Below are 18,793 nucleotides of genomic sequence, written 5' to 3' on the forward strand. Positions count from 1 at the left end.
CTAGATTACTCATCAAATAAGGAACAATAAACAGAACGAAATTCATCGAAATTGTTCCTGATTAACGGGCTCGATTTTATGTCCATAACTGCACAGTATTGGCATCTATGTTTGTGTAATAGTTATCTTTCCTCCATAGTCAGGTTTTACACAATCTGAGATTCAAACTGTGAGCTTTTTAAAACTGATACTACTTGCGGCTATATGGGGGGGCTCGTTTCTTTTCATGAGAATGGCCGCCAATCCATTAGGGCCCGCAGTCTTAATTGAAGCGCGAGTTCTGTTTGCAGCACTTACTCTGCTTTTAGTTTCTTTCTATTTAAAAAAGAAGCTCTCTTTTCATGATCACGCAAAACACTTCTTCATTCTCGGCCTGTTTAACACCACACTTCCTTTTTTGCTTTTCGCTTATGCCGCGCAGACACTTAACGCCTCGACACTCGCCATCTTGAACTCTACCGCGCCAATATGGGCGGCAATCATTGGTGCAATATGGACCAAAACAGCACTCGAGGCGAAAGTTCTATTGGGACTTGGGATTGGGGTAACAGGAGTTGGCGTGTTAGTCGGTTGGGATGCGATGAACATTGGCCGTGAGGCTATGCTTCCTATCTTTGCAGCAGTGATGGCGGCCTTTAGCTACGGAATAGCGTCAAACTATACCAAACAAGCCCCTAAAGTTGAGGCATTCAACAATGCTCATGGCAGCATGTGGGCTGCGGTATTGCTGGTTTTGCCGTTTGTATTCTTTATTCCGATGAGAGAAACACCCGACGTTACGATCACTACATCGGTTGTCTTATTAGGCGCGGTATGTACTGGGTTAGCGTATCTACTTTACTTCAATCTCGTCTCTGAACTCGGCGCACCTTCAGCCCTGTCCGTGACCTTCATCATTCCGGTATTTGGTATTCTATGGGGTAACTTATTCTTAGATGAAGCAATTGGCATCAATACGATTGTTGGTTCAATTCTGGTTATCACCGGCACCATGTTGGTGACAGGAATGACGCCTTCTAAGATGATAGAGAGCGCCAAACAGAAACGAGCAGCAAGAGCGGCTCGTTAATCAGCCATATATTGCTGAATCTTGTTTCTCAACCACTGATGAGCAGGGTTCGGTTCCGTTCTCTTATGCCAAATCATGTATTGCTGCACAGGCAACACCTCAAACGGCTGATCAAGAACTTGAAGCTGGAATCGCTCGGCAAATTGATTAGCAAAACTACGAGAAGTACTGCCGACACAATCAGAGCCTGACACCAGAACACACATCATCATCAATGAGTCACATTCTGAGCTAACTTTTCTTTGTTTGATGGCCTTCTTAGCGAAATAATCGGCCGTATAAAGACGAGAACGACGCATTCTAAAAGTGATGTGCTTTTCATCGTAATACTGCTCTTCGGTCACGACGCCATCAATTCTTGGGTGCCCTTTACGAGCAATCAATACCAACTTATCCTCAAGCACTTGCTGGTTCATATAACCATTGACCTGCGGGTAGTGAATATCGATGGCGAGATCCGCTTGCTGCATGCTCAAACTCTGCAGGAGTTCTTCTTCGTTATTCGGAACCATATTGAATTCGATTGAGATATTTCCCAGCGTTTCATCTTGCTCGACAAGCGGCTGAAGCTTGGTTAAACCTATCTCATTAACCAGAAGTCGGAATACATGATGCTGCTGATTATCGAATTGCTTCAAGGTACTGACAGCGCTGGTGATTCCTTCGAGTGCAGGTTCCACTCGGCTTGCTAGTTGCACCGCAGCATTGGTTGGAATGATCCCTCGCCCTTCACGAATAAACAGGTCAGTATCAAGCTGAGATTGGAGTCGCTTCAAGGCTCCACTCACCCCGGGCTGAGTCATACCAAGCGATTCTGATGCAAGCGTGATCGACTTTAATCGATACACTTCTAAGAACACGCTCAATAGATTTAAATCCAACTTTTCCACGTCGCTCACCGTTACTCTCCCTGTCAATGTGGTCTTAATCAATCATAGGTCAGGATTCGTCTTCGTCCCCCAACCATTGCATGATTCAATACATAGCCAATCGTGATGTATTAAATAAAGCTTACTTTATTTTTTGCTATATGTCTTATTCCTATAATCGCCTCAACGAAACAAAATTCTGAAATGAAGAGGCTCTTATGACAACTTCTCGCACGTTCAAAAATGCATCACTGTTCCTAGCTATCTCGCTGGCATTCCCTGCGATTGCAGCTAACCATGACCACGCACACTTCAGCGAAATTGGCGACCAAGGTGGCAAAAGCGCAACCGAGATGACGACCAAAGCAAACCAAGAGTTCGCAAAAACACTTAACTTTGCCGACACTCGTGCTTTCGACAATAACAACAAAGGTCTGATTGCTAGCTTTGATCAAGAGACGGGCGACATCATTCGTAATAGCTTTAACTTCATCGATCCAAGTGTAACGAATGCAGACCAAGCACCAGATTCAGTAAACCCTTCACTGTGGCGCCAAGCGGTATTGAACCAAGCAGCAGAAGGTTTATATGAAGTTGTTCCGGGTAAAGTTTACCAAGTTCGAGGCGCGGATTTAGCGTCTATCTCTTTCATTCGTAGTGACAACGGTTGGATCGCCTACGACGTTCTTCTTACCAAAGAATCAGCCGCCAAATCACTCGAATTCTTCAAGAACAACGTGCCTGATGGCGGTGAACTGCCCGTCGTTGCAATGATTTACTCTCACTCGCACGCTGATCACTTTGGTGGCGCAAGAGCAATCAAAGACGCGTATCCAGATGTAAAAGTGTACGGTTCGAAAAACATCACCAAAGAAATCGTCGACGAAAACGTACTGGCGGGTAACGCAATGTCTCGTCGTACCGCCTATCAATATGGCGCAACCCTGAACCGACACGAACACGGTATTGTGGATGCGGCACTGTCGAAAGGCCTATCAACCGGTAGCATTACTTACGTATTGCCAGACTACGAGCTGAACCATAACGAAGAGATTGAAACTCTGGTTATCGACGGCCTAGAAATGCAATTCATGGATGCTTCAGGTACCGAAGCGGCATCTGAAATGGTGACGTATATTCCGAGCATGAAAGCACTCTGGACTGGCGAACTGACCTACCAAGGTATGCACAACCTGTACACGCTTCGTGGCGCAAAAGTACGTGATGGTTTGAAATGGTCTAAGAAGATCAACGAAATGTTAGTCACTTGGGGCGAAGAAACAGAGGTGTTGTTTGCGTCTCACTCAGCCCCAATCTGGGGTGAACAAGAGATTTCTGATTACCTAAAAATGCAGCGTGATGCTTACGGTTTTACTCATAACCAAACGCTTCGTTTAGCCAATAACGGTGTGGTTCTACAAGACATCGGTGACGAGATTTACAAGGTAATGCCAGACAGCATTCAACAGTCTTGGCACACCAATGGTTACCACGGTACCTACTCTCACAACGCTCGCGCTGTGTACAACATGTACCTTGGTTACTTCGACATGAACCCAGCTAACCTTAATCCATTACCAATCGAGCCAGAATCGGGGAAGTTTGTTGAGTACATGGGCGGCAGCGATGCTGTGATTGAAAAAGCACAACAAGACTTCCAAGAAGGTGAATACCGCTTCGTTGCAACAGCACTGAATAAGGTGATTCAAGCTGAGCCAGAGAACAAAGTTGCACGTGGCTTATTGGCAGATACATACGAGCAATTGGGTTATCAATCAGAAGGTGCAGGTTGGAGAAACATCTACCTAACTGGCGCTCAAGAGCTTCGTATTGGCACACAACCGGGCGCACCGAAAACTGCATCTCCGGATGTGTTAGCGAACATGACGATTGAAAACCTACTCGATTACTTAGCCGTAAAAGTGGATTCGCTAAAAGCACAAGAAACACCATTTACATTGAATATTCAGTTGCCTGATGTAAAAGAGTTCTACTACGTTGAGATGTCTAACGGCAACCTGAACAACATCCAAGTATCAGAGCTGCAAGATGCGGATACGACACTGATCATCAATAAGTCTGACGTGTCTGACATCGTGCTTAAGAAAACAAGCCTTGGAAAACTGTTAGAAGACGGACAAGCAGGCGTGAAAGGTGATAAGACATCACTTAACAAACTGCTGTCTTCACTGACAGAAGCTGACACCTCTTTTGAGATTGTACCGCGCCCAAGTAAAGGCGAAGAAGTTGATGCAGAGCTATACCAAGATTCAGCGGTACACGCTCATTAAACGCCGGATACACTAAATAAAAACAACAGCAGTTAGCTAGAAAAACGTTCTATAAAGAACATAAAAACAAGCCCCTCCCTTTTGGTTGGGGCTTTCTTATTTGTTCTCAATATATGCTTCTGAATCGCTATTGAGTTTGCCCGTTTACGTCGCAATCCCAATAAGAAGGTGAACCATAATATTGAACAAAGTAATCGATAAATACGCGCACCTTTGGTGCAAGTAACTGAGCACTCGGGTATACCGCCCAGATAGCCGCCTCATCCTTTAAAGGGTAATCCGGCAACACCTCAACCAGCGAACCTTCCGCGAGCTGCTTGTATGCTATCCAACTCGCGCACATGGCAATGCCCAAGCCATCGACACATACATCCCTTACCGCTTCACCGTGATCGACGCGGATAGCACCTAGGCTCTCTTCGAGTTTTCCGATATGAATACTGGCTACCGGAGGTGACAACCCAAGCTCTTGTCCTGCTTGACCTATATTGTGCGTAGACGCGAGTCGCACAAACAATTTTAGATGTTCAATGTTCATCAATAATGGCTAGCCTGCGCTGAGTACACGCTGCTTATTGGCCGCAGCGGCACGGGGAATAATGTGAGTTTTAATATAGGCATTAAGCTTAAACCATGCAAAAGCGCCCGCTAAAACATTGGCGACTGTCGCAGCAATAACCGCATTGACCATGTCTCCGGTTATCGAGCCGATCCATAAAGCGGGAATGTAGAAAACAAACAAGCGTAGGAAAGAGACATTCAAAGCTTTACGCGGCACACCCAAGGCATTAAAGACCGACGCAACCAACATGCAAAGCCCAAGCGGCCCATAGCTGAACGGTATAAATAACAAGGTCACTTCAAACCAGCTGCGTATGCTTTGTTCTTCCGAGATAACAGGAATAATCCAGCCACTAAACAGCGCCAACAATGTTGCCATCACGGTGTGGAAAACCAATAAGAACTTCGCTGTTGTATTCAATAGCTCAGGGATTTTGCATCGCTGCTGCGCCCCTAGGTAACGACCAATCATAGGCGGGATAGACATCGTCAGAGCAAGAGAAAACACCAGCATAAAACTTTCAACACGGGCGAGTAAGCTCCAAAAAGCCATCTCATCGGTTCCGATTCTCGCAATCAATAGCATTGAGAAGAACGCGCTGACCGCAGGTAATATCTGATTCGCAGTGGTTGGCATTACCGTCTTAAATAACTCAAAACTGTAGCCTTTGATTCGGTTACTGCACGCGCCATTGAAGCCAAACCAACCTTTGCCGCGAGACTTGATTAGCATGTAGATTGCGCCGAAAGCGTAGCCAAGGCTCGATGCGATCGCCGCCCCTGCGATGCCCATATCCAATCCAAAGATCAGAATAGGGTCGAGAATTAGGTTAATCACGCTAGCAGCCAAGAACATGCTTCCGGTTGTTTTGGTATCGCCATTGGCACGATAAACGCAGGTGGCAAGATAAAGCACCGCCACCATCAATGCACTGAACAACCACAGTGGCCAGTACACATTAAAAATAGACAGCATGGATTGGTATTGAGCGTCAGAGACATCATTCACAAACGACGCAAAAACAGAATCGCTAAAAACAATCAGCCCTATGCAGATCAAAGCAATCACCAACACTCCAAATCCAACCGACAGCGTCGCAATTGAAGTAGATTTACGTTGTTCTTTTGCCCCTACCGCTTGAGAAATAATGGACGTTGCCGCCACACCGATGCCCACTTGAACACCGGTAAACGCTGCTTGAAATGGCAAGGTGATACCGTGAACCGCCAATTCATTCACCCCTAGCTGACCAATAAAGATCGAATCGACCAATTGAACCATCATGATCGCAAACACACCCAGCGTCAGTGGCAGCGTTTTCTCAATAATGGTTTTCAAAGTCGCGGATCTCATCTGCATAAGTCGGTTCACTCTTGTCTGTACCTTGGGGCTAATTACCTAGTTGAGCAGTATACGAAGCTAAATGAAAAGGATAAGAGCGCCAGACAAGGAATGAGTTTTTAGATTTCGTTGACAATCGAATTAGCAAGATACCTTCAACGTTAAAATATCCATCTAAGACACTGAATAAATTGAAATTATCAAACGCGCCAACACTCTTAATAATTCGTTAATAGTGTTTCGTTTAATGGTTAATTGTTGGTTCGAACATTCCTCGCTAGCCTGAATTTAGGTCGCATTCACACTGAATAGGCTGAAATGAAATCTCTCAGAAGGAATATGGAAATGGTATATCAAGGTTATACAACGTTTAAAGCTCAAGCCGAGGATGGAATTCTTACCGTCACTTTTGACTTCGGTACTGTGAATGTTCAAGGGCAAGAGACTTTGATGCTGACGAAGCCGAAGCACTCAAAGCGGAAGCTTATTGGTTGTATCAAGCTACGAGCAAAACCCCTGCGGTTAAGCGCTTCCAAATTGCCGATGAGCAAGGCCTAGAGCACGATATGGAAAACCAACGTAACTGGGAAACTCTGGTTATGAACGTTCAAGACATCAAATAACTCGGTCACTTCTCTTAATTTGGGTCAGTCACAAACTGACCCATTGTCTTACTTAATCGTTAAACGCCAACGGTTAACCACCAAGTGTTAAAATGGTCATTATTTGCCCCATAGACTCACATTTGAGTCTTCAGCTTGTGAGCCAAATGCAACTATGTGTCATTAATCTTTGTTATAACGTTGTTCAAACTATTTTTTGAAGGACGGAATATGCAAAAAATAATTCTGATCACAGGTGCCACGGATGGCATTGGTTTAGAGACCGCAAAAGCACTAACGCAGCAAGGGCACCATGTTCTGATTCATGGCCGCAACCCAGCTAAGGTCAATAAAGTCGTGACCGCTCTGTCTCGCCTGTCTAAGAATGCAATCATCGAAAGCTACATCGCAGACCTATCGACGCTCTCTGAAGTTGAGGCGCTCGCAACCCAAATCAAAAGCGATCACAAACGACTCGATATACTCATTAACAACGCAGGTGTGTATAAAGTGTCGGACATCACCACTCCAGACAATCTTGATGTGCGTTTTGTCGTAAACACCATTGCGCCGTATCTACTGACACAAAAGCTGCTTCCTCTTTTTGATGCGACAGGTCGTATCGTCAACCTATCTTCAGCAGCCCAAGCACCCGTAGATCTAGATGCATTAATCAGTCCGAATGCGGGCGAACTTGATGGTCCGGTTTACGCGCAAAGTAAGCTGGCGCTAACGATGTGGTCCATCGAATTAGCCAATACTCTTTTAGACAAAGGCACCGCAATTATCCCTGTAAACCCAGCTTCTTTCCTTGGTAGTAAATTAGTGAAAGATGCTTATGGCGTTGATGGCAACGACCTTGCGATTGGAGCCGATATTCTTTGTCGTGCTGCGCTCAGTGATGAGTTTGCCAACGCTTCTGGTCAATATTTTGATAATGATTCTGGGTTGTTCAAAGACCCGCACGCCGACGCATTAGACAACACTAAGAACCACAAGCTGGTGACAGTGCTTAATCAATTACTCGAAGAAAAGCTGTGCGTTACGCACTGATCATTCATTAGTAAAAAACGACCACTAACACTCCCCCCCACCACCACACACACAATCCAAGCCGCAGTTCTATCTATACAGACAAAGAACTGCGCGCTCTTTCGATTATTAAGATTTCTTTAATACTGATTCCCCGCTTTGCCCAATTATCACCCAAGATGCAGATTGCTAAACTTGCCCCCGTCGAAACAACACAGGCTACGGCCGAGGAGCATTTATGCGTTTTGAAGGTAAAGTTTATCGTCCTTGGATGGAAGCAGAGAGCGTACTCATCCAGACAACATTGGGGTGCAGTAATAACCAGTGTACCTTCTGCACGATGTTTGATGATAAGCGTTTCAAAGTAAGAGACATCAAAGACATCTTTGAAGATATTGATGCGGCGAGAAAAATCTACCCGCATGTTGAATCTATCTTTTTGGTCGATGGTAATGTGATGGCGATTAGAACCGAGATGCTGATTTCGATTCTGGATTACATCAAGATCACCTTCCCAGAGATCAAGAACATCTCTCTGTATTCAGGGTTCAATGACTTCCGTCGTAAGAGCTTGTCTGAATTAAAAGAGATTAAGTCGGCAGGTTTAAGCATGGCCTATTCAGGCTTGGAGTCCGGTGACCCAATTTTGCTTGAACGCATTCAAAAGCGCATGACGCGTGAGCATGCAATTGAAGGTATGAACCTAGCCCGTGAAGCAGACATCAAGGTGCTGGCTTCATTTATCTTTGGCCTTGGCGGCAAAGAGCGTTCTATAGAGCATGCGATTAATACCACCAGCTTGCTGAACATCATGCAGCCGGATGCGATTGCACCAATGGCTTTAGCCGTTCAACCGGGATCGGTATTGGAAAAAGAAGTAAACCGTGGCGAGTTTGTTTTACCAACGCCATTGCAGATTCTGGAAGAAGAAAAATACTTGCTCGAAAACCTAGAAAATTTCGATTGCTACTACTGGGGTGACCACGGCAATAACATCTCACCAATGCGTGGCATGTTGCCTCAGGCTCGTAAGCCGTTTCTTGATAAGATTAATCAAGACATCGCTCACAACCCAATCACTAAGCAAAACGTCATTAAAACCTTTGCTTGGTAACGAGTAACCTCTACATCGTTTGAAGCAGCCACAAAAAGGGCCAGTATCAGCTGGCCCTTTCATTTTCTAGTTATGTCGCTCTCTATCGAACTACCTGGAGCCGACCGCTCGGACTAATTCTGCGATTCCATCCCAATCACCCTTGTCCATTTTGTCTGTCGGTACCATCCAAGTTCCACCGCAGGCAACGACTGATTTCAGTGCTAAGTAAGACTCAACGTTCGCTGGGCTTACACCGCCTGTAGGCATAAAGTTAACCGGGTAAACAGCCGTCAACGCTTTCAACATTGCGACACCGCCAGATGGCTCGGCAGGGAAGAACTTTAGTGTCTTAAGCCCCATTTCCATTGCTTGTTCAACCAAGCTTGGGTTACTCACTCCAGGAACAATCGTAACCCCTCTTTGCTGACAGTATTTGACTGTGGTTGGATTCAAACCTGGGCTGACAATGAAATCAACACCCGCATTAATGGCAGTATCCACCTGCTCTGTAGTCAGCACAGTACCTGCGCCAATCAGTAACTCAGGGTAGGCTTCACGCATCAAACGAATCGACTCTGCTGCCGCTTCTGTACGAAATGTCACTTCAGCACAAGGCAAACCATTCTCAACCAATACTTTCGCAAGCGGCACAGCCTGAGCAACGTCATTAATGGCGATCACCGGAACGATGCGAATATCTCTGAGTCGCTGTTCAATTGTTTTCATTGTTCATTTCTCTCATTATCAAACAGACAAATTAAGCCAAGTCGCTGCCGTTGCTTGCGATCACTTTTTTGTACCAGTGGAATGACTTTTTAGGAATACGATTTAACGTACCATTGCCTAGGTTGCCTCTGTCCACGTAGATAAACCCATAGCGCTTGCTCATCTCTCCGGTCGACGCCGCAACAAGATCGATACAACCCCAAGGTGTGTAACCCATCAATGGTACACCGTCTTCCATTGCTTCATGCATCGCAACAATGTGCTGACGAAGGTAATCAATGCGGTAATCATCGTTCACTTCTCCATTGTCATCCAAGGTATCACGAGCACCTAAGCCATTTTCTACCAAGAAAAGTGGTTTCTGGTAACGGTCATAGAGTGTGTTCATCGTAATTCGAAGACCTGTAGGGTCAATGACCCAGCCCCAATCACTTGCTGGAAGATGAGGGTTTTTGATGGACTTAACGACGTTCGCTGCACTCGTATTTCCTGCATTCATATCAGCGGAAGCACAGCGTGAAGCGTAATAACTGAAAGAAATGAAATCGACGGTGTTCTTTAGAATCTCGAAATCTTCATCTTGTGTTTCAAGCACCACACCTTTGTTATCAAACACTTTTTGAGCATAAGATGGGTAGTAACCACGCGATTGAACATCGATAAAGAACAGGTTCTCGCGGTCTTTTTCCATAGCCATCAGCACATCTTCTGGCTTACATGAATATGGATAGAAGTTACCGCCCGCCAGCATACAACCCACTTGGTTTTGCTCATCAACTTCATGGGCAATCTTGGTTACCAAAGCGCTTGCTACTAGCTCATGGTGAGCTGCTTGGTACTTCACTTGATCGTGATTTTCGCCTTCCTGAAACAACAATCCAGCACCAGAAAACGGGCTCGCTAGTAAAATATTGATTTCGTTGAAAGTTAACCAGTATTTCACCAAGCCTTTGTAGTTTTCGAAACAGGTTCTCGCGTAACGGCTAAAGAACTCAATCATCTTACGATTACGCCACGAACCATACTCGTTGACCAAGTGCATAGGCACATCGAAATGGCACAAGGTAACGAGCGGCTCAATACCGTATTTCTTACACTCTTCAAAAACATCACGGTAAAAATCTAAGCCAGCTTGGTTCGGCTCTAGCTCGTCACCTTTTGGAAAGATTCGGCTCCAAGCGATGGATACGCGGAAGACTTTAAATCCCATCTCTGCCAGCAAGGCGATGTCTTCTTTGTAACGGTGATAAAAGTCTATCGCGGTATGGCTTGGGTAGAACTCGTCTTCGCTGAGCGTCACCTTATCAACCTGACCAAGCTTAATTGGCATGCGGTTCTCACCATAAGGGATCATATCTACGGTTGTTAGGCCTTTACCACCCGCTAAGTGAGCGCCTTCAGACTGGTTTGCAGCAATAGCGCCGCCCCATAAGAAATCTTCGGGAAATTGAATGTTTGACATCGAATACCTCGGAAACAATAAAAGTCACCTTACGCTGAAGTAAGGTGACTGAATAAATTAATCAATTCTAATTAAGACGCGGACACTACTGTCGGCTTGTCTTCTGCCTTACCAGCTTCTTTGTTTGCTGACTCTGAAGTTGCTTTCTCATCGGCATCATCTTCTGGAACATCTTCAAAGCCTAAAACTAGGGTTAGAACAAATGACAGAACAATAGACAATGCGATCAGACCGAACACCCAAACGATACTCATTGGGTCATTCACATCGAAGAACTGAACACTCGTAAACAAGCTTGGTGCTGCCATCGAATGACTCGCAAGGCCACCCATGCCCGCTAATGCACCTACGATAAAACCAGTAATCATTGTTGCGATAAGTGGACGTTTCAGACGAACAAGCACGCCGTACAATGCAGGCTCAGAGATACCGGCGAAGATAGCTGAAGCACCTGCGGCTAATGATGTCTGCTTTAGTGCGCTGTTTTTGGTTTTGTAAGCAACAGCCAGACACGCACCACCCATACCGAGGTTGGCACCGATTTCTGAAGGCATAACCATACCTTCACGACCCGTCTCAGCAATGGTTTGAATAATCGTTGGAGTAAATACACGGTGCATACCAGTAAGAACAAGTAGAGGCCACAGTGCGCCCATGATAGCAACCGACAACCAACCTAATGTGTCATGAATTGTGTAAACAAGCGCTGAAAGTGCAGTACCAACCCAAATACCAAATGGACCGATAAGTACGATAGCAACCGGAGCTGCAATCAATACGATAAGCATAGGTTTCAGGAAGTTTTTAGTCACAGCAGGGGTAATGCTATCTACCCAACGTTCTATGTAAGAAAGAGCCCAAGTCATCACAAGTACAGGAATAACCGTGTAGGTGTATTTCACTGACGTGATTGGGATACCGAAGAAATCAACGTGCTTGCCTTCTGCTGCTTGCGCCATCAATTCCATAAAGTTCGGGTGGATTAAGACACCGGCAATCGCAATGGAAAGAGACATATTGGTCTTGAATTTGATCGATGCGGAAGCGGCAACCATAACCGGTAGGAAGAAGAAGGCGCCATCGCCAATCGCTTTCAAGATAATCAAGGTAGGTGCATTTGGCTCAACCCAGCCCAGCATCTCAAGTACCATGGCGAGCAGTTTGACCATTGAAGCGCCAATGATTGCTGGGATAAGAGGCGACATGGTACCAACCAGTGCGTCCAACATTTTCGCACCAATTGACTTAGCCGTTAGCTTCTCTTTTTTAGCAGGAACCTCTGACTCAGATACAGTGGATAGCTCACAAAGCGCCATCACTTCTTTGTATGCATACGATACCTCGTTACCAATGATAACTTGTACTTTGTCTCCATTATCAACAACACCCATCACACCTTTCAGTGCTTTTAGCTTGTTAATATCGACGCCATCTTGGCTGTGTAAAACGAATCGTAGTCGAGTCATGCAGTGTGTTAGGGCAGCCACATTTGTCTTGCCCCCAAGATGCTCAACAACAGATTTCGCAATTGCGCGGTAATCGTTGGCCATTTTATCCCCCAAAGATCTCTTTCCAGTGATTTTTAAACGCGAATATAGTGAGATGTGACTAATTTTCCGTCAGTAGGATGCAAAAACAATCACAATTGTTGTGAATTGTTGTTTTGTGTCCTTCATCACACTTCCTTAAGTTACCGGTAACATGTTACCGGTAACGCTTATAAGATAAAGCCATATTTACAAGCGATGTTCAAAATTGAGATCACGCGCAAATTTGTTAAGAGGATTGAGTTATGGCTGGTAGTAGTGTCATCGTCATGGGTGTCAGTGCTTGTGGGAAAAGCACGATAGGCGAGCAGTTGGCAAAAAAACTTGGGCGTAAGTTCATTGATGGTGACGACCTTCATCCTCGAGCAAACATTCAAAAAATGGCGTCAGGCCAACCTCTTAATGATGATGATCGCGTTCCATGGCTGGAACGCGTTCGTGATGCAGCGTACAGCCTAGAAAGTAAAAATGAGCACGGCATTATTGTGTGTTCTGCGTTGAAGAAGAAGTACCGCGACCAAATTCGCGAAGGGAACAAAAACCTCACCTTTCTCTTTTTAGATGGCAACATTGACCTGATCTTGCATCGAATGCGTCAGCGCCAAGGCCACTTCATGAAAGAGAACATGATTAAAAGCCAGTTCGAAACATTAGAAAGACCCGATCACGAGCCAGATACGGTTGTCATCAGCATTGATGGCGATATTGATGACGTTGTGGACTGTGCTGCGATTGTGCTTTCAATGACTGATGAGGCAGAAACAGCATGACCCTTCCAACCATCCAAGCGGTGACTCAACGATTAATTGAACGAAGCAAAGAGACTCATGAAGCGTTTCTAAACCGAACCCAACACCAAGCCTCTGCTGGCAAAGGTGGTAAAGGGCTTTCTTGCGGCAACTTGGCTCATGCTGTCGCAGCTTCTTGCTCCGATGAGAAACGCTCGATTCTTGATCTCACTAAATCCAATGTGGCGTTAATCAGCTCTTACAACGATATGTTAAGCGCTCACCAGCCGTATCAACACTATCCAGATCAGATCAAAAAGGCGTTAGCTAAGTTCGGCCACACCTCTCAAGTAGCGGGCTGTGTTCCCGCGATGTGCGATGGGGTAACTCAAGGCCAACCAGGCATGGATATGTCTTTGTTTTCAAGGGACTTGATTGCTCAATCGACCGCTCTTTCACTGAGTCACAACGTGTTTGATTCAACCCTATTGCTTGGCATTTGCGACAAGATAGCTCCAGGACAACTGATGGGCGCGCTCTCTTTTGCGCATCTACCCACCGCTTTTGTTCCGGCAGGCTTGATGGCAACGGGCATCAGCAATGATGAGAAAGTACACATTCGCCAAGAGTACGCGGCTGGCAAGGTAGGAAAAAGTGCCTTGCTGGAAATGGAGTGCAACGCTTATCACTCAGCGGGCACCTGCACTTTTTACGGCACAGCCAATACCAATCAGCTGGTATTTGAGGCGATGGGGCTGATGCTTCCGGGCTCAGCGTTTATTCACCCTGACTCTGAATTGCGCGCATCACTCACTCAGCATGCCGCCATTGAAATTGCTTCAATGACACCACAAGCCGCAAACTTCCGCCCACTTTCTGAAGTCTTTACCGCTAAAAGCTTAATCAATGGCATTGTTGCCCTACTCGCATCAGGTGGCAGTACCAACCACAGCATTCACATGGTCGCGGTAGCACGCGCAGCAGGATTTATTCTGACTTGGCAAGACATCAGCGATCTATCCGATGTAGTGCCTTTACTTGCTCGAGTTTATCCCAACGGCCCAGCAGATATGAATGCGTTCCAAGCGGCAGGAGGAGTTCCCGCGCTGTTACGCCGTTTAGATCAAGCCAACTTACTGCACCGAGATGTCACACCTACCTTTGGCTCGTTTGATGATCAAATGAGTATCCCAGAGCTTGAAAATGGAAAGCTAACGTGGAAAAAGTGCAAACAGTCGGCAGATGCAGAGGTAATTGCAGGCCAAGAACAGGTATTCCAAAGCACAGGCGGAACGCGAGTCCTTTCAGGGAACCTTGGCAACGCAGTGATTAAGGTGTCAGCGGTTGCAGAAGAGCAACGTGTAATAGAAGCACCTGCGGCAGTTTTTGATTGCCAACATAAGGTAGAAGCTGCGTATCAACGAGGTGAACTCAACAAAGATTGCATTGTTGTGGTAATAAACAATGGCCCAGCTGCGAACGGTATGCCTGAACTGCACAAGCTTATGCCGATTCTAGGTAATGTTCAGAAACAAGGGTTTAAAGTGGCTCTGGTTACTGATGGGCGCCTTTCTGGAGCCTCAGGAAAGATCCCATCCGCGATTCATGTCTCACCAGAGGCCATTCGAGGAGGAACTATTGGGCTTGTTCGCGAAGGCGATATCCTGCGCTTAGATTGCGCGAGTGGCGAACTCAATAACCTCAACGACATGCAGTCTCGCCAAGCGAAGGTGTTTGAGGCAGACGCCAACCAGCAAACCATGGGGCGCAACCTATTTAGCGTGATGCGCCAAAGCGTTTCGAGTGCAGAACAAGGGGCGAGTTTTATCGTCTAGCTGTGTCATTACTTAAATGTAAAAGCAAAAGGGGCATCATTTCGATGCCCCTTTCAGTTTCCACGATACTTGGTTAAACGCTTTCGCCATCCGTGATGCGATAGCCCATATCCACTACCGTTTCCGTGACTGGCTCACCTTTCAATCGGGCAAGCAGTAGCTCGGCACTTTTCTTACCTATTTCATAACGTGGCGTATCCACGCTAGTCAGTTTTGGGCGTATGGTTTGACCGATATCTAACGCGTTATAACCCACCACAGATAGCTGTTGCGGCACTTGGATTCCACGTTGCTGGGCAATGAGCAAGGTACCTATCGCGATGTCATCATTGGTGCAGAACACGCCATCTAGATCTGGGTAATCCGCAAGAGCGCGATCAAGCAGATCTTCAGCCAAAGAGAAGTTAGAGTGCTGCTCAGTCAACACATGCTTAGGCTCTAATCCAGCCTCATGCATCGCTTTGTCATAACCTTGCAAACGCAGCTTAGTTCGCGCATCCAATCGAGCGCCAAAGTAAGCAATAGAGCGTTTACCAGCTTCAATCATTCGCTTCACCACATGGTAAGAAGCATCGATATGGTCCAAGCCAACAACCATGTCGATCGGATTGGTTGGGAGTTCCATCGTTTCAACAACAGAAACACCTGAATTCTTGATCATCTGTAACGTGCGGGGGGTGTGGTGGCTTTCCGTCAATATCAACCCATCAACTTGATACGAAAGCAGCGAAGCAATCTTTTCCTCTTCTTCCACAGCATCATAGCTAAAGTGAGCAAGCAACGTCTCGTAGCCATTCTCTTTAGTAACCGTTTCGATACCTTGAACAAACGCGGCAAAGATTTGGTTTGATAACGAAGGGAGCAAGATACCGATCGCTTTACTCGACGATTTAGAGAGCATAGCTGGCGCTTTGTTTTCGATGTATCCCATCTCTTCAATAACCGCTGCAATTTTAACGCGAGTTTTGGCTGCGACTGAATCGGGATTGCGCATGTAACGAGAGACGGTCATCTTTGTGACCCCCACTTTGTCTGCAACATCTTGAAGTGTGGTTCGAGTTTTCTTCTGCTGTTCTGTCATAACTATTTGAACTCTTTATTATGTTACAAGTAACATTATAAAGTTCTCACCGCCTCAAGTTCAACCCATTCGTTCTCATCGACACATAGTATTGAAATCGTTCTACCATCGGCAAATTAGTTTGGCGTTAACGAAAGGTTGGTATCACGCATGCTTGATGAAAGCTTGGCTTAACTGCTGAAAGAGTGAGTCTACATTGGGTAGAGTTGTCAGATGTGCGGACAACGGAGTATGAACTTGCGCGTCCACCACGGTTGGATTGCCACAAACTTGATTATAAAAATTTACGGGTGCAACGATGTTCTCTAAGTCGACATCCAACAAGATACAGGCTTGCGAAAGTACAATTTGGCCGCCCCCTTGTTTAAGCAAAACACGCTGCGCCGTGCCCACTATTTTTTGTTTATTGATATTGAGGTTGTAGTCACCATCACAATAAGAACCGGGAGTCGCGTGTACATCCACATCGATGCCCAGTTCTTTAAAAAACAGGGTTAAGACATTGCACAGATGTAGATACGCTTTTTGGATGTTGTAGGCTTCATCACGAGGCCAATGGTAAATGTGCGATAAGTTAATGATCCCCGGCAGTTGAGGAACGGGAGCACCACCCGTTTTACGTGAGGTGAGTTGCCAGCCTTGTGCCGCGAGTTGCTTTCTAGACTCGACCGTCACTGGCCACTTCTTACCTGCGGGCAAAACGAGTGTCGGCGTTTTTGCTTGCCACAGCATTAAGGCTTGTCCAATCTCACCCGCCTGAATTTGCTGCAATAATTCAGCTTCTTTTTCAAACGCACGATCAACATCAATGTGCGGGTAACGTACGAGTTTATTGGTTAACTTCAATGCACTTTCCTCTACAGATAGTGGTGACCTACCATTTAACGTTCTGCAATGGTTGATGAGATATGGGACTATGTGCGATGAAACATAGCACCAAAAGTTAGTTATTGGCGCCATAGTAGCTTGTCAGTTGCCCATCTCAAAGGTGAGTGCTAACATTTGTACACACACTAATAAAGGAATACATCATGGACACTAGAATTCAATTTCGTGTTGATGAAGAAACAAAACGCCTAGCTCAACAGATGGCTGAGAGCCAAGGTCGCACACTGAGTGGTGCTTGCCGTGAGCTTACTGAGCAACTCGCTGAGCAACAAAGACAAACATTATCTCACGATGCATGGCTAACTGAACAAGTAAACCTAGCATTTGAGAAGTTTGACTCAGGAGAATCCGTTTTCGTTGAACACCAAACTGCTAAATCTCGAATGGAAGAACGCAAAGCCAGAATACGTAATCGAGGTAAGCAATGATTTTATGGGAAGAAGAATCACTCAATGATCGTGAAAGGATCTTTGAGTTTATCTATGACTTCAACCCTGATGCGGCAGAAAACGCTGACAACCTCATTGAAACAAAAGTAGAAAACTTGCTTGAGCAGCCTCTAATGGGTGTACAGAGAGACGGCATTCGTGGGCAATTACTTATAATTCCTGAGATTTCAATGATCGTCTCCTATTGGATCGAAGGCGACATTATCCGAATTATGCGCGTACTCCACCAGAAACAAAAGTTCCCAATGGATTGATTACTTCCTCTGGGCAACTAGCCCAATTAAGGGGTGAACAACGCCTCCACCCAACCTAAAGCATTGTGCCATAAACACTAAATTTGAAGTAGAAGAAAAATGCCAAGCGTTGTGAATCCCTCTTAAATTGCTTGTTATGACACAATTGCTACACGTCACTTTCCGTTAGTATCTGACGACAATTTCGTACTGTGAGGACGCGAATTTCATGGCTAAGGCTATATATGATGCGATAGTGACCAAACAAAATTTCACGGTAATTGGTATGAGGCAGCTCAGGAACCATTCGCCCCATGTCAGGCATACTTGAGAGTAAATCAGTTTTATCAAAAACCTCATTAACCCAGTTTTCTGCCGCCACTGGATTATCCAGTGAAATAAACTCGGCTGCATCACCTAACTTTTGTAATGCTAGTGGTGACCAGACTACTTTCATTTCTTAATGCGCCCCAATACTTGAGCACGAGCGTCTTCATTGGAAACACCTAAACCTGAAGCTAATTGTGCTTCAGCAGTACGCATTTCTTCCAGTAACTCGATCTTCTCTTGCATTGCTTCATATTCTGCAACATCAAGGACAACCGCAACACCCTTACCACGTTGTGTGATAACTAGTGGTCTGCGAGTTTCGTTAATCTGTTTAATAAATGACGTCACGCCAGCACGAAATTCAGACAAAGGCTGAATATCTTGATCAAAATGGATGCGGCTCATGTTGAACTCCCTATGGTACAATTTAATGTACAAATAATAGTTCAAATAGCAATTTTGAGCAATAGCCTGATTTTGTGTTATAGCCCTGTTAAGGTGTGAGCAACGCAATACCGATGCTACCGTATACCGCCTTAAACACTGAACGCAACGCATAATAAAAATGCCACGCGTTGCGAATCACTCTTAAACAGTTTGTATGGATAATAAGCACTCCAATCGGGTAATGTGAGACCCAGGCTTTAGCTGC

At 45.6% G+C, this 18,793-nt stretch carries 18 protein-coding genes and 1 pseudogene; 9 read left to right on the forward strand and 10 right to left on the reverse strand.

What is annotated here, in order from left to right:
- The first annotated feature begins 169 nt into the window (after nt 1–169).
- On the forward strand, nt 170–1,069 hold the full coding sequence (locus AB6E78_RS15055) for a DMT family transporter (RefSeq protein ID WP_017059463.1): 900 nt from the start codon (nt 170–172) through the stop codon (nt 1,067–1,069).
- On the opposite strand, the gene AB6E78_RS15060 is transcribed toward AB6E78_RS15055, so the two are convergent.
- Nucleotides 1,066–1,968 (reverse strand): LysR family transcriptional regulator, encoded by a 903-nt coding sequence (locus AB6E78_RS15060; RefSeq protein WP_004732294.1) that lies wholly within the window; start codon nt 1,966–1,968, stop codon nt 1,066–1,068. The two genes, AB6E78_RS15055 and AB6E78_RS15060, sit on opposite strands and share 4 nt — an antisense overlap.
- 188 nt (nt 1,969–2,156) lie before the next feature.
- On the opposite strand from AB6E78_RS15060, the gene AB6E78_RS15065 reads away from it, so the two are divergent.
- Nucleotides 2,157–4,229 carry an alkyl/aryl-sulfatase gene (locus AB6E78_RS15065; protein WP_372133883.1) on the forward strand — a complete coding sequence of 691 codons (2,073 nt, stop codon included), beginning with the start codon at nt 2,157–2,159 and terminating at the stop codon, nt 4,227–4,229.
- A gap of 127 nt (nt 4,230–4,356) precedes the next feature.
- Here the strand turns inward: AB6E78_RS15065 and AB6E78_RS15070 are convergent, their stop codons facing one another.
- Nucleotides 4,357–4,767 (reverse strand): LysR family transcriptional regulator, encoded by a 411-nt coding sequence (locus AB6E78_RS15070; RefSeq protein WP_017059460.1) that lies wholly within the window; start codon nt 4,765–4,767, stop codon nt 4,357–4,359.
- 9 nt (nt 4,768–4,776) lie between these two features.
- A complete protein-coding gene (locus AB6E78_RS15075) occupies nt 4,777–6,150 on the reverse strand; it encodes an MATE family efflux transporter (protein ID WP_372133882.1) in 1,374 nt (457 codons plus the stop codon).
- 446 nt (nt 6,151–6,596) lie between these two features.
- Here AB6E78_RS15075 and AB6E78_RS15080 point away from each other — a divergent pair.
- From AB6E78_RS15080 to AB6E78_RS15090, 3 genes and pseudogenes are all read left to right on the forward strand, one after another.
- A pseudogene (locus AB6E78_RS15080) lies at nt 6,597–6,755 on the forward strand (enoyl-CoA hydratase/isomerase family protein); the annotation flags it as partial.
- 210 nt (nt 6,756–6,965) lie between these two features.
- Nucleotides 6,966–7,787 carry an SDR family NAD(P)-dependent oxidoreductase gene (locus AB6E78_RS15085; RefSeq protein ID WP_102320416.1) on the forward strand — a complete coding sequence of 274 codons (822 nt, stop codon included), beginning with the start codon at nt 6,966–6,968 and terminating at the stop codon, nt 7,785–7,787.
- A gap of 217 nt (nt 7,788–8,004) precedes the next feature.
- Nucleotides 8,005–8,880, forward strand: a complete 876-nt coding sequence (locus AB6E78_RS15090) for a radical SAM protein (protein ID WP_372133881.1) — start codon at nt 8,005–8,007, stop codon at nt 8,878–8,880.
- 90 nt (nt 8,881–8,970) lie between these two features.
- On the opposite strand, the gene AB6E78_RS15095 is transcribed toward AB6E78_RS15090, so the two are convergent.
- The 3 genes from AB6E78_RS15095 to ascF form a co-directional block, all read right to left on the reverse strand.
- A complete protein-coding gene (locus AB6E78_RS15095) occupies nt 8,971–9,588 on the reverse strand; it encodes a bifunctional 4-hydroxy-2-oxoglutarate aldolase/2-dehydro-3-deoxy-phosphogluconate aldolase (protein ID WP_065583747.1) in 618 nt (205 codons plus the stop codon).
- A gap of 31 nt (nt 9,589–9,619) precedes the next feature.
- On the reverse strand, nt 9,620–11,050 hold the full coding sequence (gene ascB, locus AB6E78_RS15100; protein WP_372133880.1) for a 6-phospho-beta-glucosidase: 1,431 nt from the start codon (nt 11,048–11,050) through the stop codon (nt 9,620–9,622).
- 71 nt (nt 11,051–11,121) lie between these two features.
- On the reverse strand, nt 11,122–12,600 hold the full coding sequence (ascF, locus tag AB6E78_RS15105) for a PTS cellobiose/arbutin/salicin transporter subunit IIBC (protein WP_017064040.1): 1,479 nt from the start codon (nt 12,598–12,600) through the stop codon (nt 11,122–11,124).
- Nucleotides 12,601–12,842: 242 nt separating this feature from the next.
- Between ascF and AB6E78_RS15110 the strand changes: the two genes are divergently transcribed.
- Both AB6E78_RS15110 and edd read left to right on the forward strand, forming a co-directional pair.
- Nucleotides 12,843–13,367, forward strand: a complete 525-nt coding sequence (locus tag AB6E78_RS15110) for a gluconokinase (RefSeq protein WP_372104819.1) — start codon at nt 12,843–12,845, stop codon at nt 13,365–13,367.
- Complete coding sequence (gene edd, locus AB6E78_RS15115; protein WP_372133879.1) at nt 13,364–15,160, forward strand: phosphogluconate dehydratase; 1,797 nt, start codon at nt 13,364–13,366, stop codon at nt 15,158–15,160. The genes AB6E78_RS15110 and edd overlap by 4 nt, the downstream gene beginning before the upstream one ends.
- 73 nt (nt 15,161–15,233) lie before the next feature.
- Here edd and AB6E78_RS15120 read toward each other — a convergent pair whose 3' ends face one another.
- Nucleotides 15,234–16,241, reverse strand: a complete 1,008-nt coding sequence (locus AB6E78_RS15120; RefSeq protein WP_050651076.1) for a LacI family DNA-binding transcriptional regulator — start codon at nt 16,239–16,241, stop codon at nt 15,234–15,236.
- Between the two features lie 144 nt (nt 16,242–16,385).
- On the reverse strand, nt 16,386–17,087 hold the full coding sequence (locus tag AB6E78_RS15125) for a lipoyl protein ligase domain-containing protein (RefSeq protein ID WP_017067567.1): 702 nt from the start codon (nt 17,085–17,087) through the stop codon (nt 16,386–16,388).
- 185 nt (nt 17,088–17,272) lie between these two features.
- Here AB6E78_RS15125 and AB6E78_RS15130 point away from each other — a divergent pair, with 185 nt between their 5' ends.
- Entirely contained in the window at nt 17,273–17,557 is a 285-nt protein-coding gene (locus AB6E78_RS15130) for a hypothetical protein (protein ID WP_017059448.1), read from the forward strand.
- Complete coding sequence (locus AB6E78_RS15135) at nt 17,554–17,832, forward strand: type II toxin-antitoxin system mRNA interferase toxin, RelE/StbE family (RefSeq protein ID WP_017064043.1); 279 nt, start codon at nt 17,554–17,556, stop codon at nt 17,830–17,832. The genes AB6E78_RS15130 and AB6E78_RS15135 overlap by 4 nt, the downstream gene beginning before the upstream one ends.
- A 148-nt stretch (nt 17,833–17,980) precedes the next feature.
- Here AB6E78_RS15135 and AB6E78_RS15140 read toward each other — a convergent pair whose 3' ends face one another.
- Together AB6E78_RS15140 and AB6E78_RS15145 are read right to left on the reverse strand one after the other, a co-directional pair.
- A complete protein-coding gene (locus AB6E78_RS15140; RefSeq protein ID WP_017064044.1) occupies nt 17,981–18,268 on the reverse strand; it encodes a type II toxin-antitoxin system RelE/ParE family toxin in 288 nt (95 codons plus the stop codon).
- On the reverse strand, nt 18,265–18,546 hold the full coding sequence (locus AB6E78_RS15145) for a type II toxin-antitoxin system Phd/YefM family antitoxin (RefSeq protein ID WP_011080399.1): 282 nt from the start codon (nt 18,544–18,546) through the stop codon (nt 18,265–18,267). The genes AB6E78_RS15140 and AB6E78_RS15145 overlap by 4 nt, the downstream gene beginning before the upstream one ends.
- Between the last annotated feature and the right edge of the window lie 247 nt (nt 18,547–18,793).

Source organism: Vibrio sp. 10N.247.310.98 (genome assembly GCF_041467395.1).
Classification (GTDB): Bacteria; Pseudomonadota; Gammaproteobacteria; order Enterobacterales; family Vibrionaceae; genus Vibrio; species Vibrio crassostreae_C.